Origin of the sequence: Streptomyces sp. So13.3 (assembly GCF_005860785.2) — a bacterium.
In the GTDB taxonomy this organism is placed as follows: domain Bacteria; phylum Actinomycetota; class Actinomycetes; order Streptomycetales; family Streptomycetaceae; genus Actinacidiphila; species Actinacidiphila fildesensis.
In genome coordinates this window covers 5714948-5733382 of sequence record NZ_CP048835.1, presented here as the reverse complement: position 1 = coordinate 5733382, position 18435 = coordinate 5714948, and the positions used below count along the sequence as shown (strand labels likewise).

General features: G+C 72.0%; 15 protein-coding genes. 6 read left to right on the top strand and 9 right to left on the bottom strand.

From position 1 onward, the window contains the following. Positions 1–17: 17 nt before the first annotated feature. From C8250_RS25970 to C8250_RS25955, 4 genes are all read left to right on the top strand, one after another. Positions 18–1037, top strand: coding sequence for a MoxR family ATPase (locus C8250_RS25970; protein WP_138352998.1), 1020 nt, complete (start codon positions 18–20; stop codon positions 1035–1037). Further along, complete coding sequence (locus tag C8250_RS25965; RefSeq protein WP_346268772.1) at positions 1034–2449, top strand: DUF58 domain-containing protein; 1416 nt, start codon at positions 1034–1036, stop codon at positions 2447–2449. The genes C8250_RS25970 and C8250_RS25965 overlap by 4 nt, the downstream gene beginning before the upstream one ends. Next, positions 2446–3075: a hypothetical protein gene (locus tag C8250_RS25960; RefSeq protein WP_138352968.1), complete on the top strand. Its 630-nt coding sequence runs from the start codon at positions 2446–2448 to the stop codon at positions 3073–3075. Before C8250_RS25965 ends, C8250_RS25960 begins: the two co-directional genes overlap by 4 nt. Positions 3076–3367: 292 nt before the next feature. After that, positions 3368–4441 carry a C40 family peptidase gene (locus C8250_RS25955; RefSeq protein WP_138352967.1) on the top strand — a complete coding sequence of 358 codons (1074 nt, stop codon included), beginning with the start codon at positions 3368–3370 and terminating at the stop codon, positions 4439–4441. Positions 4442–4748: 307 nt separating this feature from the next. Here the strand turns inward: C8250_RS25955 and C8250_RS25950 are convergent, their stop codons facing one another. After that, positions 4749–5420, bottom strand: coding sequence for a response regulator transcription factor (locus C8250_RS25950; protein WP_138352966.1), 672 nt, complete (start codon positions 5418–5420; stop codon positions 4749–4751). Further along, complete coding sequence (locus C8250_RS25945; protein WP_138352965.1) at positions 5417–6697, bottom strand: ATP-binding protein; 1281 nt, start codon at positions 6695–6697, stop codon at positions 5417–5419. Before C8250_RS25945 ends, C8250_RS25950 begins: the two co-directional genes overlap by 4 nt. 231 nt (positions 6698–6928) lie before the next feature. Here C8250_RS25945 and C8250_RS25940 point away from each other — a divergent pair, with 231 nt between their 5' ends. Next, the gene (locus C8250_RS25940; protein WP_138352964.1) at positions 6929–8233 is read left to right on the top strand and encodes a PspC domain-containing protein; all 1305 of its coding nucleotides are present in this window, start codon (positions 6929–6931) and stop codon (positions 8231–8233) included. A gap of 119 nt (positions 8234–8352) precedes the next feature. Here the strand turns inward: C8250_RS25940 and C8250_RS25935 are convergent, their stop codons facing one another. The 3 genes from C8250_RS25935 to guaA all read right to left on the bottom strand — a co-directional run bounded on the left by C8250_RS25935 (position 8353) and on the right by guaA (position 11609). Continuing rightward, positions 8353–8898 carry a DoxX family protein gene (locus C8250_RS25935; protein ID WP_138352963.1) on the bottom strand — a complete coding sequence of 182 codons (546 nt, stop codon included), beginning with the start codon at positions 8896–8898 and terminating at the stop codon, positions 8353–8355. A gap of 159 nt (positions 8899–9057) precedes the next feature. After that, the gene (locus C8250_RS25930) at positions 9058–9876 is read right to left on the bottom strand and encodes a class II aldolase/adducin family protein (protein ID WP_138352962.1); all 819 of its coding nucleotides are present in this window, start codon (positions 9874–9876) and stop codon (positions 9058–9060) included. Positions 9877–10013: 137 nt separating this feature from the next. Beyond that, a complete protein-coding gene (gene guaA, locus C8250_RS25925; RefSeq protein ID WP_138352961.1) occupies positions 10014–11609 on the bottom strand; it encodes a glutamine-hydrolyzing GMP synthase in 1596 nt (531 codons plus the stop codon). A 307-nt stretch (positions 11610–11916) separates the two neighbouring features. Between guaA and C8250_RS25920 the strand changes: the two genes are divergently transcribed. Then, the gene (locus C8250_RS25920; RefSeq protein WP_138352960.1) at positions 11917–12228 is read left to right on the top strand and encodes a chorismate mutase; all 312 of its coding nucleotides are present in this window, start codon (positions 11917–11919) and stop codon (positions 12226–12228) included. Positions 12229–12762: 534 nt separating this feature from the next. Here C8250_RS25920 and C8250_RS25915 read toward each other — a convergent pair. From C8250_RS25915 to C8250_RS25900, 4 genes are all read right to left on the bottom strand, one after another. Beyond that, a complete protein-coding gene (locus C8250_RS25915) occupies positions 12763–14643 on the bottom strand; it encodes a GMC family oxidoreductase (protein ID WP_138352959.1) in 1881 nt (626 codons plus the stop codon). A gap of 27 nt (positions 14644–14670) precedes the next feature. Next, positions 14671–16281 carry a succinic semialdehyde dehydrogenase gene (locus C8250_RS25910; RefSeq protein ID WP_138352958.1) on the bottom strand — a complete coding sequence of 537 codons (1611 nt, stop codon included), beginning with the start codon at positions 16279–16281 and terminating at the stop codon, positions 14671–14673. A 131-nt stretch (positions 16282–16412) separates the two neighbouring features. Next, positions 16413–18038: a serine/threonine-protein kinase gene (locus C8250_RS25905; protein ID WP_244809354.1), complete on the bottom strand. Its 1626-nt coding sequence runs from the start codon at positions 18036–18038 to the stop codon at positions 16413–16415. A gap of 49 nt (positions 18039–18087) precedes the next feature. Continuing rightward, positions 18088–18435 carry a hypothetical protein gene (locus C8250_RS25900; RefSeq protein WP_138352957.1) on the bottom strand — a complete coding sequence of 116 codons (348 nt, stop codon included), beginning with the start codon at positions 18433–18435 and terminating at the stop codon, positions 18088–18090.

Genomic DNA, 18435 nt, shown 5'->3' with positions numbered 1-18435 from the left:
CCGCGTCCCCGGCCGCCCTGACGCCGCGCGAGGCCGGAGAACGCGCCCGCCAGGTGCTCACCGAGATCGAACGCGCCGTGGTCGGCAAGCCCGACTCCCTCGAACTGGTCATGCTCGGCGTCCTCGCCGGCGGCCACATCCTCATCGAGGACCTGCCGGGACTCGGCAAGACCCTGCTCGCCCGCTCCTTCGCCACCGCGCTCGGACTCGACTTCCGCCGGGTCCAGTTCACCCCCGACCTGCTGCCCTCCGACGTGTCCGGAGCGCCCTTCTACGACCAGCGCAGCGGCGAGATGGTCTTCCGGCCAGGACCGCTCTTCACCCATCTGCTGCTCGCCGACGAGATCAACCGCACACCCCCCAAGACCCAGGCGGCGCTGCTGGAGGCGATGGCCGAGGCGCAGGTCTCGGTCGACGGCGTCACCCGGCGGCTGCCCGAGCCGTTCGTGGTCATCGCCACCGCCAACCCGATCGAGTACGAGGGCACGTACAGCCTGCCTGAGGCCCAGTTGGACCGCTTCCTGCTGCGGGTCAGGATGGGTTACCTGCCGCCCCGCGACGAGGCGTCGATGCTCCGCATCCGGCTCGACCGGGCCGCCCCCGAAGCCGTACTGAACACCCTCAGCACGCCCGCCGAGGTGCTCGCCATGCGCTCCAGCCTGGAGAGCGTCGAGGTGGACGACGATCTGATCGCGTACGTCGTCGCCCTCATCGGCGCGACCCGTGCCCATCCGCAGATCCAGGTCGGCGCCTCGCCGCGCGGCGGACTCGCGCTCGTACAGCTGGCCCGCGCCCGCGCGGTGCTCGACGGCCGCGACTACGTCACCCCGGAGGACGTGAAGGCGCTGGTCGTCCCGGCCCTCGCGCACCGCGTCACGCTGCGGCCCGAGTTGTGGGTGCGGCAGATCAACGCCGACGACGTCATCGCCGAACTCGCGCGGTCCGTACCGGCGCCGCAGACCCTGCCCGAGGACAAGCGCTCCGACGGCGCCGAGGACAGGCCCGGCGCGTTCCGGCGCCCGGCAGCGCGGCCGTGACCGCGGACCGACAGCCGCCGGGCCGGCCCGCAGCCCGCCCGGTCGCGGTCCCCACGCACATCGCGCGGGCACTGGGCGGCTCCCCGGACGCCACCGCCGGCGAGGCGGCGGAACCGGCCGAACCGCCGTCCCCGCCGCCGCCCGGCTGGCGGGCCGGCGAGCGCGCCCTGCGGCTGCTCACGGTGGCCGCCGTGGCGGCCGCCGCCGCGCTCCTCACCGGCCACCCGTGGCTGCTGGCGCTGGCCGCGGGCCCGGTCGTCCTGCTCGTACTCGCCGGGCCGGGAGCGGTGGGGGGAGCTGTGCTGACGTCCGGCCGGCCGAGCCGGCTGAGCGCCGCCGTCGAGACCGGGCCGGGCCGCTGCTTCGAGAACGAGGACATCGCCGTCCGCATCCGGCTGGACTTCGACGGCGCCGCGGGCTGGATCGACCCGGGCATCACCCTCGGGCCGGGCGTCGAGCTGACCTCGCTCGCCGTGGCCGGCCCCGTCGTCGAACTCGCCCTCACCGCCCGCCGCTGGGGTCGCTGGAGCCTGGGCACCGTCGATGTGGACGTCTACGACACCGGCGGGCTCGCCCGTCGCACCGTGCGGGCCGAACTCGGTGAGATCCAGGTCTTCCCGGTGCCCACCCAGGCCTCTCTCACCCCCATCCCGGTCCGGCTGCCGGACCGCCTCGGCGAGCACACCGCCCGGCAGAACGGCGACGGCATCGAGGTCGTCGGGGTGCGCCCGCACATCTGGGGCGAACGGCAGCGGCGCATCCACTGGCCCTCGACCACCCGGCGCGGCAGCATCCAGATCAACCAGTTCGCCGCCGAACGCACCGCCGACACCGTCGTGCTGGTCGACGCGCTCGTCGACTTCATCGACCCCGCGACCAGGGCCTCAGGACTCGACGAGACGGTGCGCGCCGCGGCCGGCCTCACCCGCGCCTATCTGCGCAGCCACGACCGGGTCGGCCTGGTGTCGATCGGCGGCACGCTGCGCTGGCTGCAACCGGGCTCCGGCGGGGGCTACTTCTACCGGATCGTCGAGAGCGTGCTGGAGGTCCGCAAGGACCTCGGCTACTCCGTCCCCGCCCTCCAGCGCCTGCCGCCGCCCGCGCTGCCCCGCGGCGCCCTCGTCTACGCGATCACCCAGCTCGCCGACGAGCGGATCCTCGAAGTGCTGGGCGATCTCGCGCAACGCGGCAACCCTCTCGTCGTCATCGAGATCCCGACCGGCGCCCCGTACATCGCGCCCGGCGACACCGTCGGACACCTGGCCCGGCGGCTCTGGCTCGCCGACCGGGCGGCGATGCGGTTCGCGCTGCGGGAACGCGGCATCCCGGTCGTCGCCCAGTCGGCCGGCAAGAGCCTCGACCTCGCCCTCGCACCGTTGCTCCGCACCCGAATCCAGGGCAGGACCCGATGACTCCCTTCCTGTCCCCGGAACCCGCCACGGTGTCCTCGTCCCCGTCCTCCGCCATGACCCTCCCCCAGGTCCCGGTCCGGCCGGTGCGCGGCCTCGGCGTCGCACTGGCGCTCGCGGCCTGCGATCCGGCCGTCACCGGCTCCCCCACGATGGGCGACGTACTGACGCCGCTCGCCGCGGTCGTGCTGGCCTGGTGGGCGGCCCCGCCGCTCGTCCGGCGCCCGGTCCAGTACTCGGCCCGTAAAGCCGCGCTGCTGTCCCAGCACCGCAACACGGTCTTCGCCGTCGGCTGCGTCGTCCTCGCCGCGTTCAGCGCGCCGCCCGTCTGGCTGGCGTCGTGCGTCACGGCCCTGCTGCTGACCTATCTCCTCATCGTCGACGCCTGCGCCGCCGGCCCGGCGGGCATCCGCCAGCTGCGCTCGCGCCACATCCCGCTGACCGCGTACGGCGCGAGCGGCCTGGTCCTCTTCGCCGCGTTCGCCCCCTCCGACGGCAGTGCCTGGGGCCCGGCGGTCGCGGTGTCCGCCGTGTGCGCCGCGGCGTACGCGGTCGGAACGGCTCTGTGGCCGCGCAGGCCGCGGAGATCGGCCACGCCCCATAGCAGGGACGAGTCGCCCACGGAGTGACAACTGCCCCATCGGTCAAGGCCGTTCTGCAAGTGGCCATGTCACCCGTCGAACACTGATCAATGACGATCACCCAACGGCCGATTGGGACCAGACCTGCTCTACGCCGTACTCCTCCGTACCCCCCAGGTTTAGCGTCCTCCTCCAGGTGGCCGAACCCCACTGCCGTCGGACCCGACGGCACGGCCACCCCCGCCGAAGATCCGGCGGTGTTCCGCTTCCCCGTGCGGACGCCGCCGGATCGAGGTCTCAGCAGGCGGGCACCAGCTAGGCACAAAGGAGTGACGGCCGCGTGGCGTCGCACAGAAAGCCCAAGCAGCGCTCACTCACCGGAACCACCGCACGAACCGCGGCCACCCTCGCCATGGCGGGAGCCGCGTCGGTCAGCGCCTTCGGCGAGACCGGCCACGCCGACCCGCAGCTCAGCGTCGGCGAGGTCAAGACCCGGGTCGACGCCCTGTACGAGCAGGCGGAACAGGCCACCGAGCAGTACAACGGCGCCAAGGAGGCGGCCGACACCGCCCGCGCCGACGTGGGCAGGCTCCAGGACGAGATGGCCCGCAAGACCGCCCGGTTCAACGCCACCCGCGACCAGATCGGCGCCATCGCCGCCGCGCAGTACCGCTCGGGCGGCATCGACCCGGCCATGCAGCTCGCCCTGGACTCCACCCCCGACACATATCTCGAACGTGCCGCCCTCATCGACCAGGTGAGCGGCCGGGAGGCCGACATCCTGCGCACCCTCGGCGAGCAGCAGCGGGAGATCACCACGACGCACGACGCGGCGGACGCCAAACTCGCCGCCCTCAGCGACGCCCAGACGAAGCTCGCGGAGCACAAGCTCACCATCGAGACCAAGCTGCACGACGCCCAGGTCCTCCTGGACCGCCTCACGGCCGCCCAGCGGGCCAGTGTGGACGACGGCGGCGACGACACCGGGACGACATCCGGCACTCAGCACGCCGACCGCTCCACCGACCGCGTCCCGATCGCCCCCGGCGCCGTCCAGGCACCCTCCGCCCGCGCCGCCCAGGCCGTCGCCTTCGCCTACAGCGCCCTCGGCCTCCCGTACGTCTGGGGCGCCACCGGACCGTCCTCCTACGACTGCTCCGGCCTCACCCAGGCCGCCTGGAAGGCCGCGGGCGTCTCGCTCCCCCGCACCACGTACACCCAGATCAACGCCGGCCAACGCGTCTCCGAGTCCCAACTCCAACCCGGCGACCTGGTGTTCTTCTACTCCGGCATCAGCCACGTCGGCCTCTACATCGGCAACGGCCAAATGATCCACGCCCCCCACCCGGGCGCCCCGATCCGCATCGCCCCGATCAACGAAATGCCCTTCGCGGGCGCGAGCCGCCCGTCGTGAGTACGGCCCCTGCGAACGCTGCTCGGGGTCAGGTGCGGCAGGTGGGGCGGCGCGGCGTGGGCGCGTTCGTCCCGTACCACCGGCCGCTCGGGTGGTTCTGACGGCGGATCAGCCTGGGGTGCGCGGAAACCGTTCTTCCCATGGGCCGAGAACTGGGCCGACAGCACCAGCCAGACCGTCTTGGTACCAGGTCCGGCTCTCCGACCTGGTCATCGACGGCCTCGCGGACCCGGCCCCGGCCGCCTGAGCCGTAGGGCCGCGTCCGCGCCGAGGCCGTTGAACCCGACGGCCTCGGACCCGCCGGCCCTCAGACCAGGCGCCGTGCCGTCGCCCACCGCGTCAGCTCGTGCCGGTTGGAGAGCTGCAGCTTTCTGAGCACCGCCGAGACATGGGACTCGACCGTCTTCACCGAGATGAAGAGCTGCTTGGCGATCTCCTTGTACGCGTAGCCGCGCGCGATGAGCCGCAGCACTTCCCGTTCCCGCTGGGTGAGGCGGTCCAGGTCCTCGTCGACCGGCGGGGCGTCCGTCGAGGCGAAGGCGTCGAGGACGAAGCCGGCCAGCCGCGGGGAGAAGACGGCGTCGCCGTCGGAGACCCGGAAGATGGACGACACGAGATCCGGCCCGGTGATGGTCTTGGTGACGTAGCCACGCGCGCCGCCGCGGATGACGCCGATGACGTCGTCGGCGGCGTCGGAGACCGACAGCGCCAGGAAGCGGACCGGCCGCTCCGCGTCGCCCATGAGCGGTGCGCAGCGCCGCAGCACTTCGACACCGCCGCCGCCGGGGAGGTGCACGTCCAGGAGGACGACCTCGGGACGGGTCGCGGTGATGACCGTGACGGCCTGGTCCACGTCGGCGGCCTCGCCGACGACCTCGACACCCGTTCGTTCGGTCTCGCCGATCTCGGCCTGTACACCGGTCCTGAACATCCGGTGGTCGTCGACGAGCACGACCCTTACGCGTCGGTCCTCAGTCATGACGCCACCCTCTCCATTTCGAGTTCCACTTCCGTGCCCCCGCCCGGTGCGCTGCGCAGGCGCGCCTCGCCGCCGTTCCGCTGCATCCGGCCGATGATCGACTGCCGGACGCCCATGCGGTCGTCCGGCACCTGGTCGAGGTCGAATCCGGGCCCCCGGTCCCGTACGGACACGAAGACCTTGCGCTCCTCGACCTCGGCGTACACCTGAACCGCCTCGTCGCCACCGTACTTGGCCGCGTTCACCATTGCCTCGCGTGCGGCTGCCATCTGTGCGACCAGATTGTCGTCCAGCGGGCAGTCACCGACGCAGACCACCTCGACGGGCACCCCGTGGGCGTCCTCCACCTCGGCGGCGGCCTTGCGTACGGCGTCGGCGAAGTTCGTCGGCTCGTCCTCCTTGCCGGTGCCCTCCGGCCGGTACAGCCAGGCCCGCAGCTCGCGCTCCTGGGCGCGGGCGAGGCGGGCGACCTCGCGCGGGTCCTCGGCGTTGCGTTGGATGAGGGTGAGGGTGTGCAGTACGGAGTCGTGGACGTGCGCGGCGACTTCGGCACGCTCCTGGGCCCGGATACGCATCAGCCGCTCGGCGGACAGGTCCTGGGTCAGACGTACGAGGTAGGGCCCGGCGATCAGTGCCACCCCGACCAGCACGGCGAGCGCCGCCTGCAGGATGCCGCCGAGGTGGCTGCCGGAACTGCGCACCACGAGGAAGCCGGTGACCCCGGCCCCGACCAGCAGCACACCGGCGGCGCCACGGGCGATCGGCCAGAACCGTTTGCCCTGGCTCATCTCGACCCAGCGGCTGCGGCGGGCGTTGTCGGCCTGCCGCCAGACGAGGGCGACGCCGAGGCCGATGACGAGCAGCGGCCAGATCGCGGCGTTGGCCGCGCCCAGGTTCAGATTGCTGACGAGGACGCCGAGGCCGATGAACAGCGCGATGAGCGCGAGGATCTGGCCCTTGTCGGGCCGCCGTCCGGCCAGCCAGGACTTGGCGTCGCGCGGCTCCTTGGCCTCGCTCACCCCGCCGACGCCGAGCGGCACGAAGAACCAGAAGAGCGCGTAGAGCAGGATGCCGAGGCCGTTGAACGTCGCGAGCACCACGAACACCACACGCACCCACGACACCGGCAGCCCGAGGTGCCCGGCGAGCCCGCGCGCCACTCCGCCGATCATCCGGCCCTCGGAGCTGCGGTAGAGCTTGCGCGCCAGCGGGTCCGCCGGGTCGGGCGGTTTTAGGTAGGACGCGCCCGTCGCAGGAGCAGGGGTGGTGGCTGGCATACCCCGATCGTCACACGCCGGGGCCGCCCGGGGCATCAGGGTTCCTCCCGGAGGTCACCCTGACCCCCTGGGACCAGGGGCCCGGGTGGCCAGGTGCCCAGGGGCCCGGGTGCCCCAGGCCCCACCCGGACCGGGTGATGGGTCGGAAGCCCGGCCCCTGGGGGCCGGCTCAGGGATCGGCCAGGGTTGTACCTGGTGCCGGAGAGTGCCCGCGGCCGCCACCATGGAGGCATGACGCAGGACAGCAGGCCGGCCTTCGAGGCCGAGGCCGACGCCACCCCGGATCTTCCGGACTCACCGGAGCCCCCGGCCCGGCGCCGCATCGTTCGCAGCCGCCGCCGGGTGGTCGCGGGTGTGTGCGACGGCGCGGGCCGCTACTTCGAGCTCGATCCGGTGATCTTCCGGATCGTGCTCGCCGTGCTGTCGCTCACCGGCGGTATCGGCCTGATCGTCTACGGCATGGCCTGGCTGGTCATCCCGCAGGAGGGCGAGGACCAGAGCGAGGCGCACCGACTGCTGTCCGGCCGGGTCGAGGGGACGGCGCTGACCGCCGTGCTCGTCGCGCTGGTCGGCTGCGGCCTGTACGCGTCGATGCTCGGCAACGGCACCGACCAGGGGTTCTCGATCCTGCTGCTGGCGGCCGTGGTGGGCGCCGTCTACTGGTCGCAGCAGCGCCGCCGGGCCCAGCTCGACGGCGAGGCGAGCGCGGTGGCGGCCGGTCCGGCCGCCGACGCCCCGCCGGCCGCGCAGGCGCCGCCGAGCCCCGTGACCCCTTCGTGGTGGCGCGATCCGCTGACCAAGGACTTCTCGGCCGGCGTGAGCAGCTCCACGGGCTACCTGTGGGGGCCGGACGACGGCCCGTACCAGGAGCAGGACCGCAAGGCCTGGCGGGCCAGGAAGTCCGCCGCCCGGCGGGAGTCGTCCTGGCTGGGAGTGCTGGCGTTCTTCGTTGCGCTGATGGCGGGCGCGGTCGGTACGGCGGCGGCCTGGCACGGGCACCCGCTCGGGACGGCCCTGGAGATCGGGCTGGCGTCCGCGCTGGCCGTCTTCGGGCTGGCGTTCGTCCTGAGCGCCTGGACCGGCCGGGCGAGGGGCGGTACGGCCTTCTGGGCCGTGCTGACGATCGCGCTGCTGGTGGGTGCCGCCGCGGTTCCCAAGAGCATGACCACCGAGTGGGCGACGACGGACTGGCGGCCGGTGGCCGTCTCTGACCTCCAGCCGCACTACGAGCAGGGCACCGGACACGGCCTGCTCGATCTGACCGCGCTGCCGCTCGGCGGGAAGACCGTCACGACCAAGCTGGAGGTCGGCGCCGGCCGGGCCGAGGTCCGGCTGCCGAGGAACGCCACCGTGCGGCTCAACTACCAGATGGGCTTCGGCGAGGTGCAGCTGCCGGGCAAGGTCAACCACGGTGTGGACCTCAGCTCGGACACGCGCAGCCAGGTGGTCTTCGAACCGGACGCGGGCATCCCGTCGACCGGCACGATCGAACTCGACGTCGAGGTGGGCGCGGGACAGATGAGGGTGGTCCGGTGAAACGGCATGGATTCGAGCCCGCGTCCCTCGTGATGGGACTGGTACTGCTGGGCCTCGCGGCGGTGTTCCTGCTGGACGCCGCCGGCGGCTGGGATCCCTCCCGGCCGCTGACGGTGGCCCTAGCGGCGGGCGGTCTGGCCTGCGCCGCGGTGACGTCGGTGATCAGCCGCCTGGTCCGACGGCGGCAGCGGGGCGACACCGGACCGGCGGCGTGAGGCGATGAGCCCGTCGGCGGACAGCAGCGGGGTGCCGGCGAGGATCAGCGGCAGCCAGGCCATCAGGTACACCAGGTCGTTGCCGTAGTAATAGGGATCGGTGGCCCAGCTGACCGTCAGCCACAGGCTGAGCGAGATCGCTGCGCCGCCGAGCGCGGCGAGGCGGCCGAACAGGCCGATCAGTATGCCGATGCCGACGGCCAGCTCACCGAAGGCGATGGCGTACCCGAAGGCGTGCGGCGCCTTGAGCGCGAGATCGACCATCTGCGGGATCGCCGCGCTGTCACGCACCGCGTGCAGGGTGCCGACCAGCGATCCCGGCGCGGAATCGGTGAGGAACACGGAGCCGGTGAGCTTGTCGAGCGACGCGTAGACGAAGGTGACGCCGAGGAAGATCCGCAGCGGCATCAACGCATAGCGCGACGCGGTCTCCCGCCAGATTCGGAGCATGCTGTCCCGCCTCTCCCGTCGTACGCGCCCCCCAGGAATGGAAACGATTCTTCACGTACGACTCTCTCACCGGGTGGTACGTAGACCGCAAGGATCCGACTCAGTTCCCGGCGAATCCGGCCGGATCCCCGCCCGGTCCCACCGCGGCCGGCCCCGCGGCTAGCCGAAGAGATCGGGCTCGCTGCGCGAGATCTGCTGGTAGAGCGGCTGATAGTTGATCCAGGCGACGAGATCGTTGCCCAGCTGGCCACGGGTGTGGACGGCGCTCTCGTGGTCGATCAGCACCGGCTTCCCGGCCGCCCGGGCGGTCAGCTGCACCTGGCAGGAGCGCTCCATCGTGATGAACCACCACGCCGCCGCGTCGACCGAGTCGCCGACCGTCAGCAGCCCGTGGTTGCGCAGGATGACGGCCTTGTGCGGCCCGAGCGCCTCCGCGATGCGGCGGCCCTCCTCCTCGTCGACCACGACGCCCGTGTAGTCGTCGAACAGCGCGTGGTCCTCGTAGAACGCGCAGACGTCCTGGGTGATCGGGTCCAGCAGCTCCCCGAGCGACGACAGCGCCCGCCCGTACGTCGAGTGGCTGTGCGCGGCGGCGATCACGTCCGGGCGTGCCTGGTGCACCTGCGCGTGGATCGCGAAGGCCGCCTGATTGACGTGGAAGCGGCCCTCGACGACCTGGCCCGCGTGGTTGACCAGGATCAGATCGCTGACGGTGACGAGCTTGAAGCTCATCCCGAACGGATTGACCCAGAAATGGTCGGTGAACTCCGGGTCGCGCGCCGTGATGTGCCCGGCCACGCCCTCCTCGAACCCGAACCGCCCGAACAGCCGTAGCGCGGCCACCAGCCGTTCCTTGCGGTGCTGCCGCTCGTCGTCGGTGTTGGTGAACGTCTGCGGCAGCGCGAAGTGCAGCTGCTCGGTGGGTATCGGCTGCGGCGGCGTGCGCCCTTGCGAGGGCTGCGGGAGGAAGTCGGCCATGCAGCGGAAGCTACCGCGCGGTAAGCGAGAAGAACAGAGTGCGGAGCGGGTCAGGGAACGACGGCGCCGCCCCTCCCAGCAGGCAGGAGGGGCGGCGCGGCGGCCGTGCGGGACACGGTCCAGGGCTCAGCGGGAGGTCACTCCCACTCGATGGTGCCCGGCGGCTTGCTCGTCACGTCGAGGACGACGCGGTTGACGTCGGCGACCTCGTTCGTGATGCGGGTGGAGATCTTGGCGAGGACGTCGTACGGCAGCCGCGACCAGTCGGCGGTCATGGCGTCCTCGGAGGAGACCGGGCGCAGCACGATCGGGTGACCGTAGGTGCGGCCGTCGCCCTGGACGCCGACCGAGCGGACGTCGGCGAGCAGCACGACCGGGCACTGCCAGATCTCCCGGTCCAGGCCGGCCGCGGTGAGCTCCTCGCGGGCGATGAAGTCCGCCTCGCGCAGCAGGTCCAGGCGCTCCTTGGTGACCTCGCCGACGATGCGGATGCCGAGGCCGGGACCGGGGAACGGCTGGCGCTGGACGATCTCCTCCGGCAGGCCCAGCTCCTGGCCGACCATCCGGACCTCGTCCTTGAAGAGCTTGCGCAGCGGCTCGATCAGCTCGAACTCGATGTCGTCGGGGAGCCCGCCCACGTTGTGGTGCGACTTGATGTTGGCGGTGCCGGTACCACCGCCGGACTCGACGACGTCCGGGTACAGGGTGCCCTGCACCAGGAAGGCGACGTCCTCGCCGGCCGCGCCCGCCTCGGCGACGAGCTCGGCCTGGGCCTGCTCGAAGACGCGGATGAACTCACGGCCGATGATCTTCCGCTTGGTCTCCGGGTCGGTGACGCCGGCGAGCGCGGTCAGGAAGCGCTCCTCCGCGTCGACGACCTTCAGCTGGACGCCGGTGGCCGCGACGAAGTCCTTCTCGACCTGCTCGGACTCGCCCTTGCGCTGCAGCCCGTGGTCGACGTACACGCAGGTCAGCTGGGAGCCGATGGCCTTCTGCACGATGGCCGCAGCCACCGAGGAGTCCACGCCGCCGGAGAGCCCGCAGATCGCGCGCTTGGTGCCGACCTGGGCGCGGATCGCCGCGACCTGCTCCTCGACGACGTTCGTCGTCGTCCAGTCCGGCGCGATGCCCGCACCGCGGTACAGGAAGTGCTCCAGGATCTGCTGGCCGTGCGTGGAGTGCAGCACCTCGGGGTGGTACTGGACGCCGTACAGCTTGCGGGCGTCGTCCTCGAAGGCGGCGACCGGTACCACGTCGGTGGAGGCGGTGACGGCGAAGCCGGCGGGCGCCGCCGAGCACGCGTCGCCGTGCGACATCCACACCGACTGCTCGGTGGGGGTGCCCTCGAAGAGCGTCGAGCCGGGCTTGCTGACGGTCAGCGCGGTGCGGCCGTACTCACGGGCACCGTTATCGTCGACGGTGCCGCCGAGCGCCACCGCCATCAGCTGGAAGCCGTAGCACATGCCGAAGACCGGGACCCCGGCCTTGAAGATCGCCGTGTCGAGCGAGGGGGCGCCCTCGGCGTAGACCGACGACGGACCGCCGGAGAGGATGATCGCCTTCGGGTTCTTCGCGAGCATCTCGGCCACCGGCATGGTGCTGGGGACGATCTCGCTGTAGACCCGGGCCTCGCGGACGCGTCGGGCGATGAGCTGGGCGTACTGCGCTCCGAAGTCCACTACCAGGACGACGTCCGGGGTGTGGTCGGGGGCGGCTGGGGTCGCTGATGCCACGGGCGGCCTTCCGGCGTTATGTACGAGGGATCGGACCCTGATTCTACCGTTTCCACGAGGGCGCTCCCGTCTCACCATCCGGTCGCCGGCTGGCTACCCGGCGTGCTCGTCGCCATACTGGTCCGCATGTCCTCGAACACGCACTACGCGATCTTCGCGTTTACCTATGGCACCGGCTGGTCCGGCTGCCATGGTCGTGCTGCTTGAGCTACTGACAAGCGACTTCCCAGGCGCCCCGGACCTTTCGGTCCGGGGCGTCTGTCGTCTCCGGGCCCGGTCCGGCCCAGTCATCACAGGAGACATCACGATGAGCACCCAGACGGCAGCAGTCACCACGGCCCCCGCTCCCGCCGGGACCGGAGCACGCACGGACGAGGCGGTGGCCCTGATCACGGGGGCGCGCGGCCGGATCGACGATCTCGACACCCGGATCATCGCGCTGGTCACGGAACGGATGGCGGTCTCGGCGGAGATCCAGCGGGCCCGCATCGCGTCGGGCGGCCGGCGGGTGAGCCTGTCCCGCGAGATGGAGGTGCTGAACCACTTCAGCGATGAGCTGGGCCGGCCCGGGACGACCCTCGCGATGACCCTGCTGGAGCTGTGCCGCGGCCGCGTGTGACGTTTCTGCGGATCGCCCGTTCGGGCGGCATCACCCGTACGGCACGTGACCGGCCCGGGGGCCCCTTCGTTGGATGGGGTGTCCGTGCCAGCCAGGGGCGGTCGACCACAACCACGCGTGGACGAACAGGATGCCGCTCAGACGCAGCTGGGCGGGGTATCAATTCGGAGCGATGAGGCCTGCCCATTCGTGCGGCAGGCCGTGGGACCTCGCTCCGGGCTCCGTGACCGGGCAGCAGGGGACAGCTGCTCGGTCGCAACTCCAAAGAGGCGGTCGGCTCCCAGGACGCTGGGATCCGGCCGCTCTGCGAAACCCACCCTACTCATCCGCGCCCCCGGGAACGGAGTACCGACGCCCGATCGGAGTACGGCCTGTCCTCCCCGGCCGGCGCGGTGTCCGGCGTCCCCGTCCGGTGACATACCTCACGCCGCCACAGGTCGCGCCCGGACCTGCTGCGCCCGGACCTGCTGCGCCCGGACGTCTCCACTCGAACCCTTCTCCACTCGGACCCTTCCCCCTCGGACCCTCTTCCGCTCAGACGTTCTTCGGCGGGATCGGCGGCACGGGCAGCAGCGGCAGTCGCAGCGCGGCGAACGCGTCCTCCGGGACGGCCGGGGTCCGCGGCTCCACCGCCGGCAGGCGGACGTAGGCCTCGCCCTGCGTCGGGCGGGTGTCCTCGTCCCCGTTGTTGGGCCAGAACGACATCGCCCGCTCGGCCTGCGCGGTGATCGTGAGCGAAGGGTTCACCCCGAGGTTGGCGGAGACGGCGGCGCCGTCGACGACATGAATGCCCGGGTGCCCGTAGAGCCGGTGGTACGGGTCGATCACGCCGTGCTCGGCGTCCTCGCCGATGGCGCAGCCGCCGAGGAAGTGGGCGGTCAGCGGCGTCCCCATGAGCTCGCCCACGTTGCTGCCCGCGAAGCCGTTGATCTCCTCGGCGATGAGCCGCGCCGCCTCGGCGCCCTCGGGGATGTGCTCGGGGTTGGGCGCGCCGTGGCCCTGCTTGGCCGTGAGCAGTCCCTTGCCCAGGCCCTTGGGCTTGCGGTACGTGGTCAGCGAGTTGTCCAGCGACTGCATGACCAGGCCGATGATGGTGCGCTCCGACCAGCGGCGGTTGGACAGCGAGCGGAGCGTGAGCATCGGGTGGCGCGCGCAGGCCGCGGCGAAGGCGATCCCCTTGGGGGCGCGGGTGCCGTGCGGGACCTGCAGGATGGTGAGGGCGCCCATGGAGTTGGAGCCCTTGCCGTAGCGGACCGGCTCGATGTGGGTGTTGTCGTTGGGGTGGATCGAGGACGTGATCGCGACGCCCTTGGTGAAGTCGACCTTCGCCGCGCCGTGCGCCTTGCGGTAGCGGCGGTTGTCGGTCTGGGCGCCGACCAGGGCCTCGGAGTTGGTGCGGGTGAGCTCGCCGAGCCTCGCGGAGATGCCCGGGAGTTCGCCCGCGTCGCGCATGGTGTGCAGCAGCGTCTGGGTGCCGTACGTGCCGGCGGCGACGACGATCTGCCGGGCGCGCAGCACGGTTCGCTTGCCCTTGCGCTTCTTGTCGGTGGGCGCGGTCGCGACACGGTAGCCGCCCGCGGGGTCCTCGGAGAGGCCGACGACCGTCGTCATGGGGTGGATGACGGCGCCGGCCTGTTCGGCGAGGTGCAGGTAGTTCTCGTTGAGGGTGTTCTTGGCGCCGTGCCGGCAGCCGGTCATGCACTCACCGCACTCGGTGCACGCGCGCCGGGACGGGCCCGCGCCGCCGAAGTACGGGTCGGCGACCTCGCCGCCCGGCTCGGCCTTCGCCTCTCCGCCGGCGTCCTGGCCGTCCCCGAAGAAGACGCCGACCGGCGCCATGTGGAAGGTGTCACCGACGCCCATCTTCTCGGCGGCGGCCTTCAGGTGCACGTCGGAAGGGGTGAGCGTGGGGTTGAGCCGGACGCCGAGCATGCGCTGGGCCTGGTCGTAGTACGGCTTGAGCTCCGCCTGCCAGTCCGTGATGTGGCCCCACTGGCGGTCGTCGAAGAACGCCTTCGGCGGCACGTACAGGGTGTTGGCGTAGTTCAGCGATCCGCCGCCGACGCCCGCGCCGGCCAGCACGAGGACGTTGTTCAGCAGGTGGATGCGCTGGATGCCGTAGAGGCCGAGCGACGGCGCCCAGAGGAAGTTGCGGACGTCCCAGGAGTTCTTGGGCAGCGTCTCGCGCGTGAAGCGGCGCCCGGCTTCGAGTACGCCGACGCGGTAGCCCTTCTCCGTGAGGCGCAGCGCGGACACCGAGCCCCCGAAGCCGGAGCCGATGACGATGACGTCGTAGTCGTAGCCGGGCAGGTCACGCGACACAGGTTCCTCCGTAGCGGATGTTGCCTTCGAACTGCCGTCAGAAATGCCGTCACACAGGCCGTCGCACAGGGCCCTCACACAGACCGGCCCCATGCCGTCGCCGGCGCCGCACTCGGTGGGTCAGCGCAGCCGGAACACCTTCATCGCGCGCAGCGAACGGCTCATGAAGGCGGCGTACTTCTCGTCGTCCATGCCCATCGACGGCGCCATCGGCAGCAGCCGCTGCGTCGCGACGGTCTGCGCCTCGGTGAACTTGAGGATGCCCTCGGAGCCGTGCCGGCGGCCGAGTCCGGAATCCTTCATGCCGCCCATCGGCGCCTGGACGCTGCCGTACGCGGGGGCGTAGCCCTCGTTGACGTTGACGGTTCCGGAGCGCAGCCGCGCGGCGATGCGGCCGCCGCGGCGGGTGTCCTTGGTCCAGACGGCCGAGTTGAGGCCGTACGGGGTCGCGTTGGCGCGCTCGACGGCCTCGTCCTCGTCGCGGAAGCGGTAGATGGAGACGACCGGGCCGAAGGTCTCCTCGGTGCAGACCGACATCGGCGCCTCGACCCCGTCCAGGATCGTCGGCTCGTAGACGTAGGGGCCGATGTCCGGGCGGGCCTGGCCACCGGTCACGACGGTGGCGCCTTTGGAGCGGGCCTCGTCGACGTGCCGGCTGACGGTCTCCAGCTGGCGCTCGCCGGCCAGCGAGCCCATGCCCGCGCCGAAGGCGAGGGCCGTGCCGAGCTTGAGCGCCTTGGTGCGGGCGGCGAACTTCTCCAGGAAGGCGTCGGCGACGGTCTCGTCGACGAAGAGCCGCTCGATGGAGACGCAGAGCTGACCGGCGGAGGCGAAGCAGGCGCGGACGGCGCCTTCGGCGGCCTTGTCGAGGTCGGCGTCGCGCAGCACGAGCATGGCGTTCTTGCCCCCGAGTTCGAGGGAGACGCCGATCAGCCGGGCGGCGGCGCGCTGGGCGACCTCGCGGCCGGTACGGGTGGAACCGGTGAAGGAGACGTAGTCGGCGTGCTCGACGAGGGCCGGGCCGATGACCGGGCCCTCGCCGATCACGATCTGCCAGACGTCGGCGGGCAGTCCGGCCTCGATGAGCTGCTCGCGCGCCCACAGGGCGGTGAGCGCGGTCTCGGTGTCGGGCTTCATCACGACGGCGTTGCCCGCGGCGAAGGCGGGGAGCGCGTCACCGACCGACAGCTCGAACGGGTAGTTCCAGGGCGCGATCTGCCCGACGACGCCGCGCGGCTGGCGCAGCTCGACCACCTTGGTCAGGACGGGAACGGCACCGCCGTGACCCTTGGGCTTGAGGTACGCGGGGGCCCGGCGCCCGTAGTGGCGGGCGGACATGACGACGGCCTGGACCTCTTCGTGGGCGTGCAGCCGGGCCTTGCCGGTCTCCAGCTGGATGAGGTCGAGGACCTCGCTCTGCCGGCTGAGCACCAGGTCGTGGAAGCGCAGCAGCACGGCGGCGCGCTGCCGTACCGGCGTGGCGGCCCAGGCGTGCTGGGCGGCGCGGGCCCGCTCGAAGGCGGTGGCGACCTCGTCCGGAGTGGCCTCCGGGAGGTCGGCGAGCTTCTCGCCGGTGAGCGGGGTGTGGTTGCTGGTCCGGCCGCTGCCGATGACGCCACGCGTGAGCCGCGCGACGAGGTCGGGGGTGACGACGTCCTGGGCTCCTCTGGCGGTGGTGGGGGCCGCCGGGTTGCCGTCGGTGGGGCGCGTGGTGCCGAGCGAGTCCGTCATATCGGCGAGATTACGGCTGATGGGCGCCGCTGGGTACCCATCAGTAGCTACTTTTCACCTGACGAGCACAATTAAGCCAGCAATCGCTGGCGCGATCTTGATTTCCGCAGCTCAGAGCATGCCGCGCCCGCTCAGCGCGGGGTGAAGGTGTTCCGCGCCGTGTCGAAGGTCTGCCGTCCCTGTTCCGACTTCTCCACCGGCGACGAGACCCACATGTCGTACTGCCGCCCGTTCTCGGTCCAGCACAGGTCGAACGTACGGCGCGCGCCGCCGCCCGGGTAGCCGTCCCAGGTGAACTCCCAGAGCGCGGCGGGTCCGCCGTCCTTCGTCGTCCCGGTGACGAAGCCGTCCCGGTACCCCTTGTACGCGGCCGCGCCCGAGCGGTGCTGCGCGGTCATCACCGCCATCGGGCCGCTCGGGTCCGGCTTCTCGTTGCGGACGCCGAACCGGAACTCCTTGCCGGGCGAGTAGTAGTAGATCCGCGGCGGATCGACCGACCGGTCGTAGCCGTCGGGGAGCACGACGGAGAAACCCGACGAGTCGGTGACGGTACGGAATCCGGCCGGGACCGGGGTGGGGGTCGGTGTGACGGGCGGCGTGGTGTGCGCGGACGTCGGAGGGGGCGAGGAGGGTCGCGTCGCGGTGTCCGCGCTGCCGTCGGCACCGTTCATCGTCAGCACGGCGGCGGCCACGCCACCCCCGACGACCAGCGCGAGCAGCGCGCCCACCAGCACTCCCCTGCGGGACTTCCGGCCCGTGGAGGACGCGAGCTCGGACGCGACAGGGAACGGGGAGGGGGTCAGGGGCGGGGTCGGGTCCTGAGCCGGTTCCATGCCGGGATCCGGCGGGACCACGGTGTCCTGGGCGACGGTCGGGACGTGTCCCGTGTCGGTCGCCTCGCCGGTCTCGGCGTACGTGCGCAGCCACAGCTCCGCCGCGAGCGCTCCCATCCGGCGGCCGGTGTCGCGCTCCAGCAGCGCGGAGACCACCGGCAGCAGCGGGCCGGCGCTGGCGGGCGGGCGGATCTCGTCGTAGACGACGGCGTGCAGCACCCCGCCGATCGAATCGCGGCGGAACGGCGAGTGCCCGTCGACGGACGCGCACAGCAGCACGCCCACCGACCACAGGTCGGACTCCGGCCCCGCCACCGCCCCGGACATCCGCTCCGGCGAGGTGTACTCGGGCGAACCGACGAACACCCCGGTCTCGGTCAGCGTCGTCGTTCCCGACACCCGCGCGATCCCGAAGTCGGTGAGCACGACCCGCCCGGTGTCCCGCTCGATCAGGACGTTGGCCGGCTTGATGTCCCGGTGCAGCACCCCGCGTTCGTGCGCGGCATGCAGCGCGCCCGCCACCGCGGCGCCGATCCGGGCCGCCTCGCGCGCATCCACCGGACCGTCCTTGGCGAGCACGTCGGACAGCGAGCGGCCGTCGATCAGCTCCATCACGATCCACGGCCGGCCGTCCTGCTCGACCACGTCGTGCAGGACGACGACATGCGGATGCCGGATCTGCGCCACACTCCGGGCCTCGCGCAGCGCGCGGTCCCGGTACAGCTGCTGCTCGGCCTCGGACAGATCCTCGTTGAAGTGCAGCTCCTTGACCGCGACCTGCCGGTCCAGCAGCTCGTCGGTCGCCCGCCACACGGTGCCCATACCGCCGCGGCCCAGCCGCCCGGTGATCCGGTACCGGCCGGCGACGGGTCCCGGCAGGCCGGACCGATACGGGGACATGCCGTGTCCCCCGTCGCTCGCCATGCGCCCATCATGCCGCACGGGCCCGCGGCCTTGTCCGCGGACCGACAGGTCAACGGAACCGCTGCGGCAGCCGGCCTTCCTCCCACAACGCGTCCAGCCTGCGCAGAAACGCGTCGAAATCCCGCGACAGGGCGTCCCGCTCCGTCGCGGACAGCTCCTGGAGCGGATCGTCGAAGCCGAGGTCCCCGAGATCCGGCCCGGTCCACCCCTTGTGCCGGCGGCAGGAGGCACACCAGCTGTAGGTGATCAGCACCGGCCGCGCCGGCGCTCCCCGGCGGTCGACATACGTGCGCACCGCCTGCTGCCCGCACGCGGGACAGACCCGCTCGGCAGGATCGTCGACGAACCGCGCCCCGGCCAGCAGCTGCTCCACCTGACCCGAGTCGAACTCCTGCAC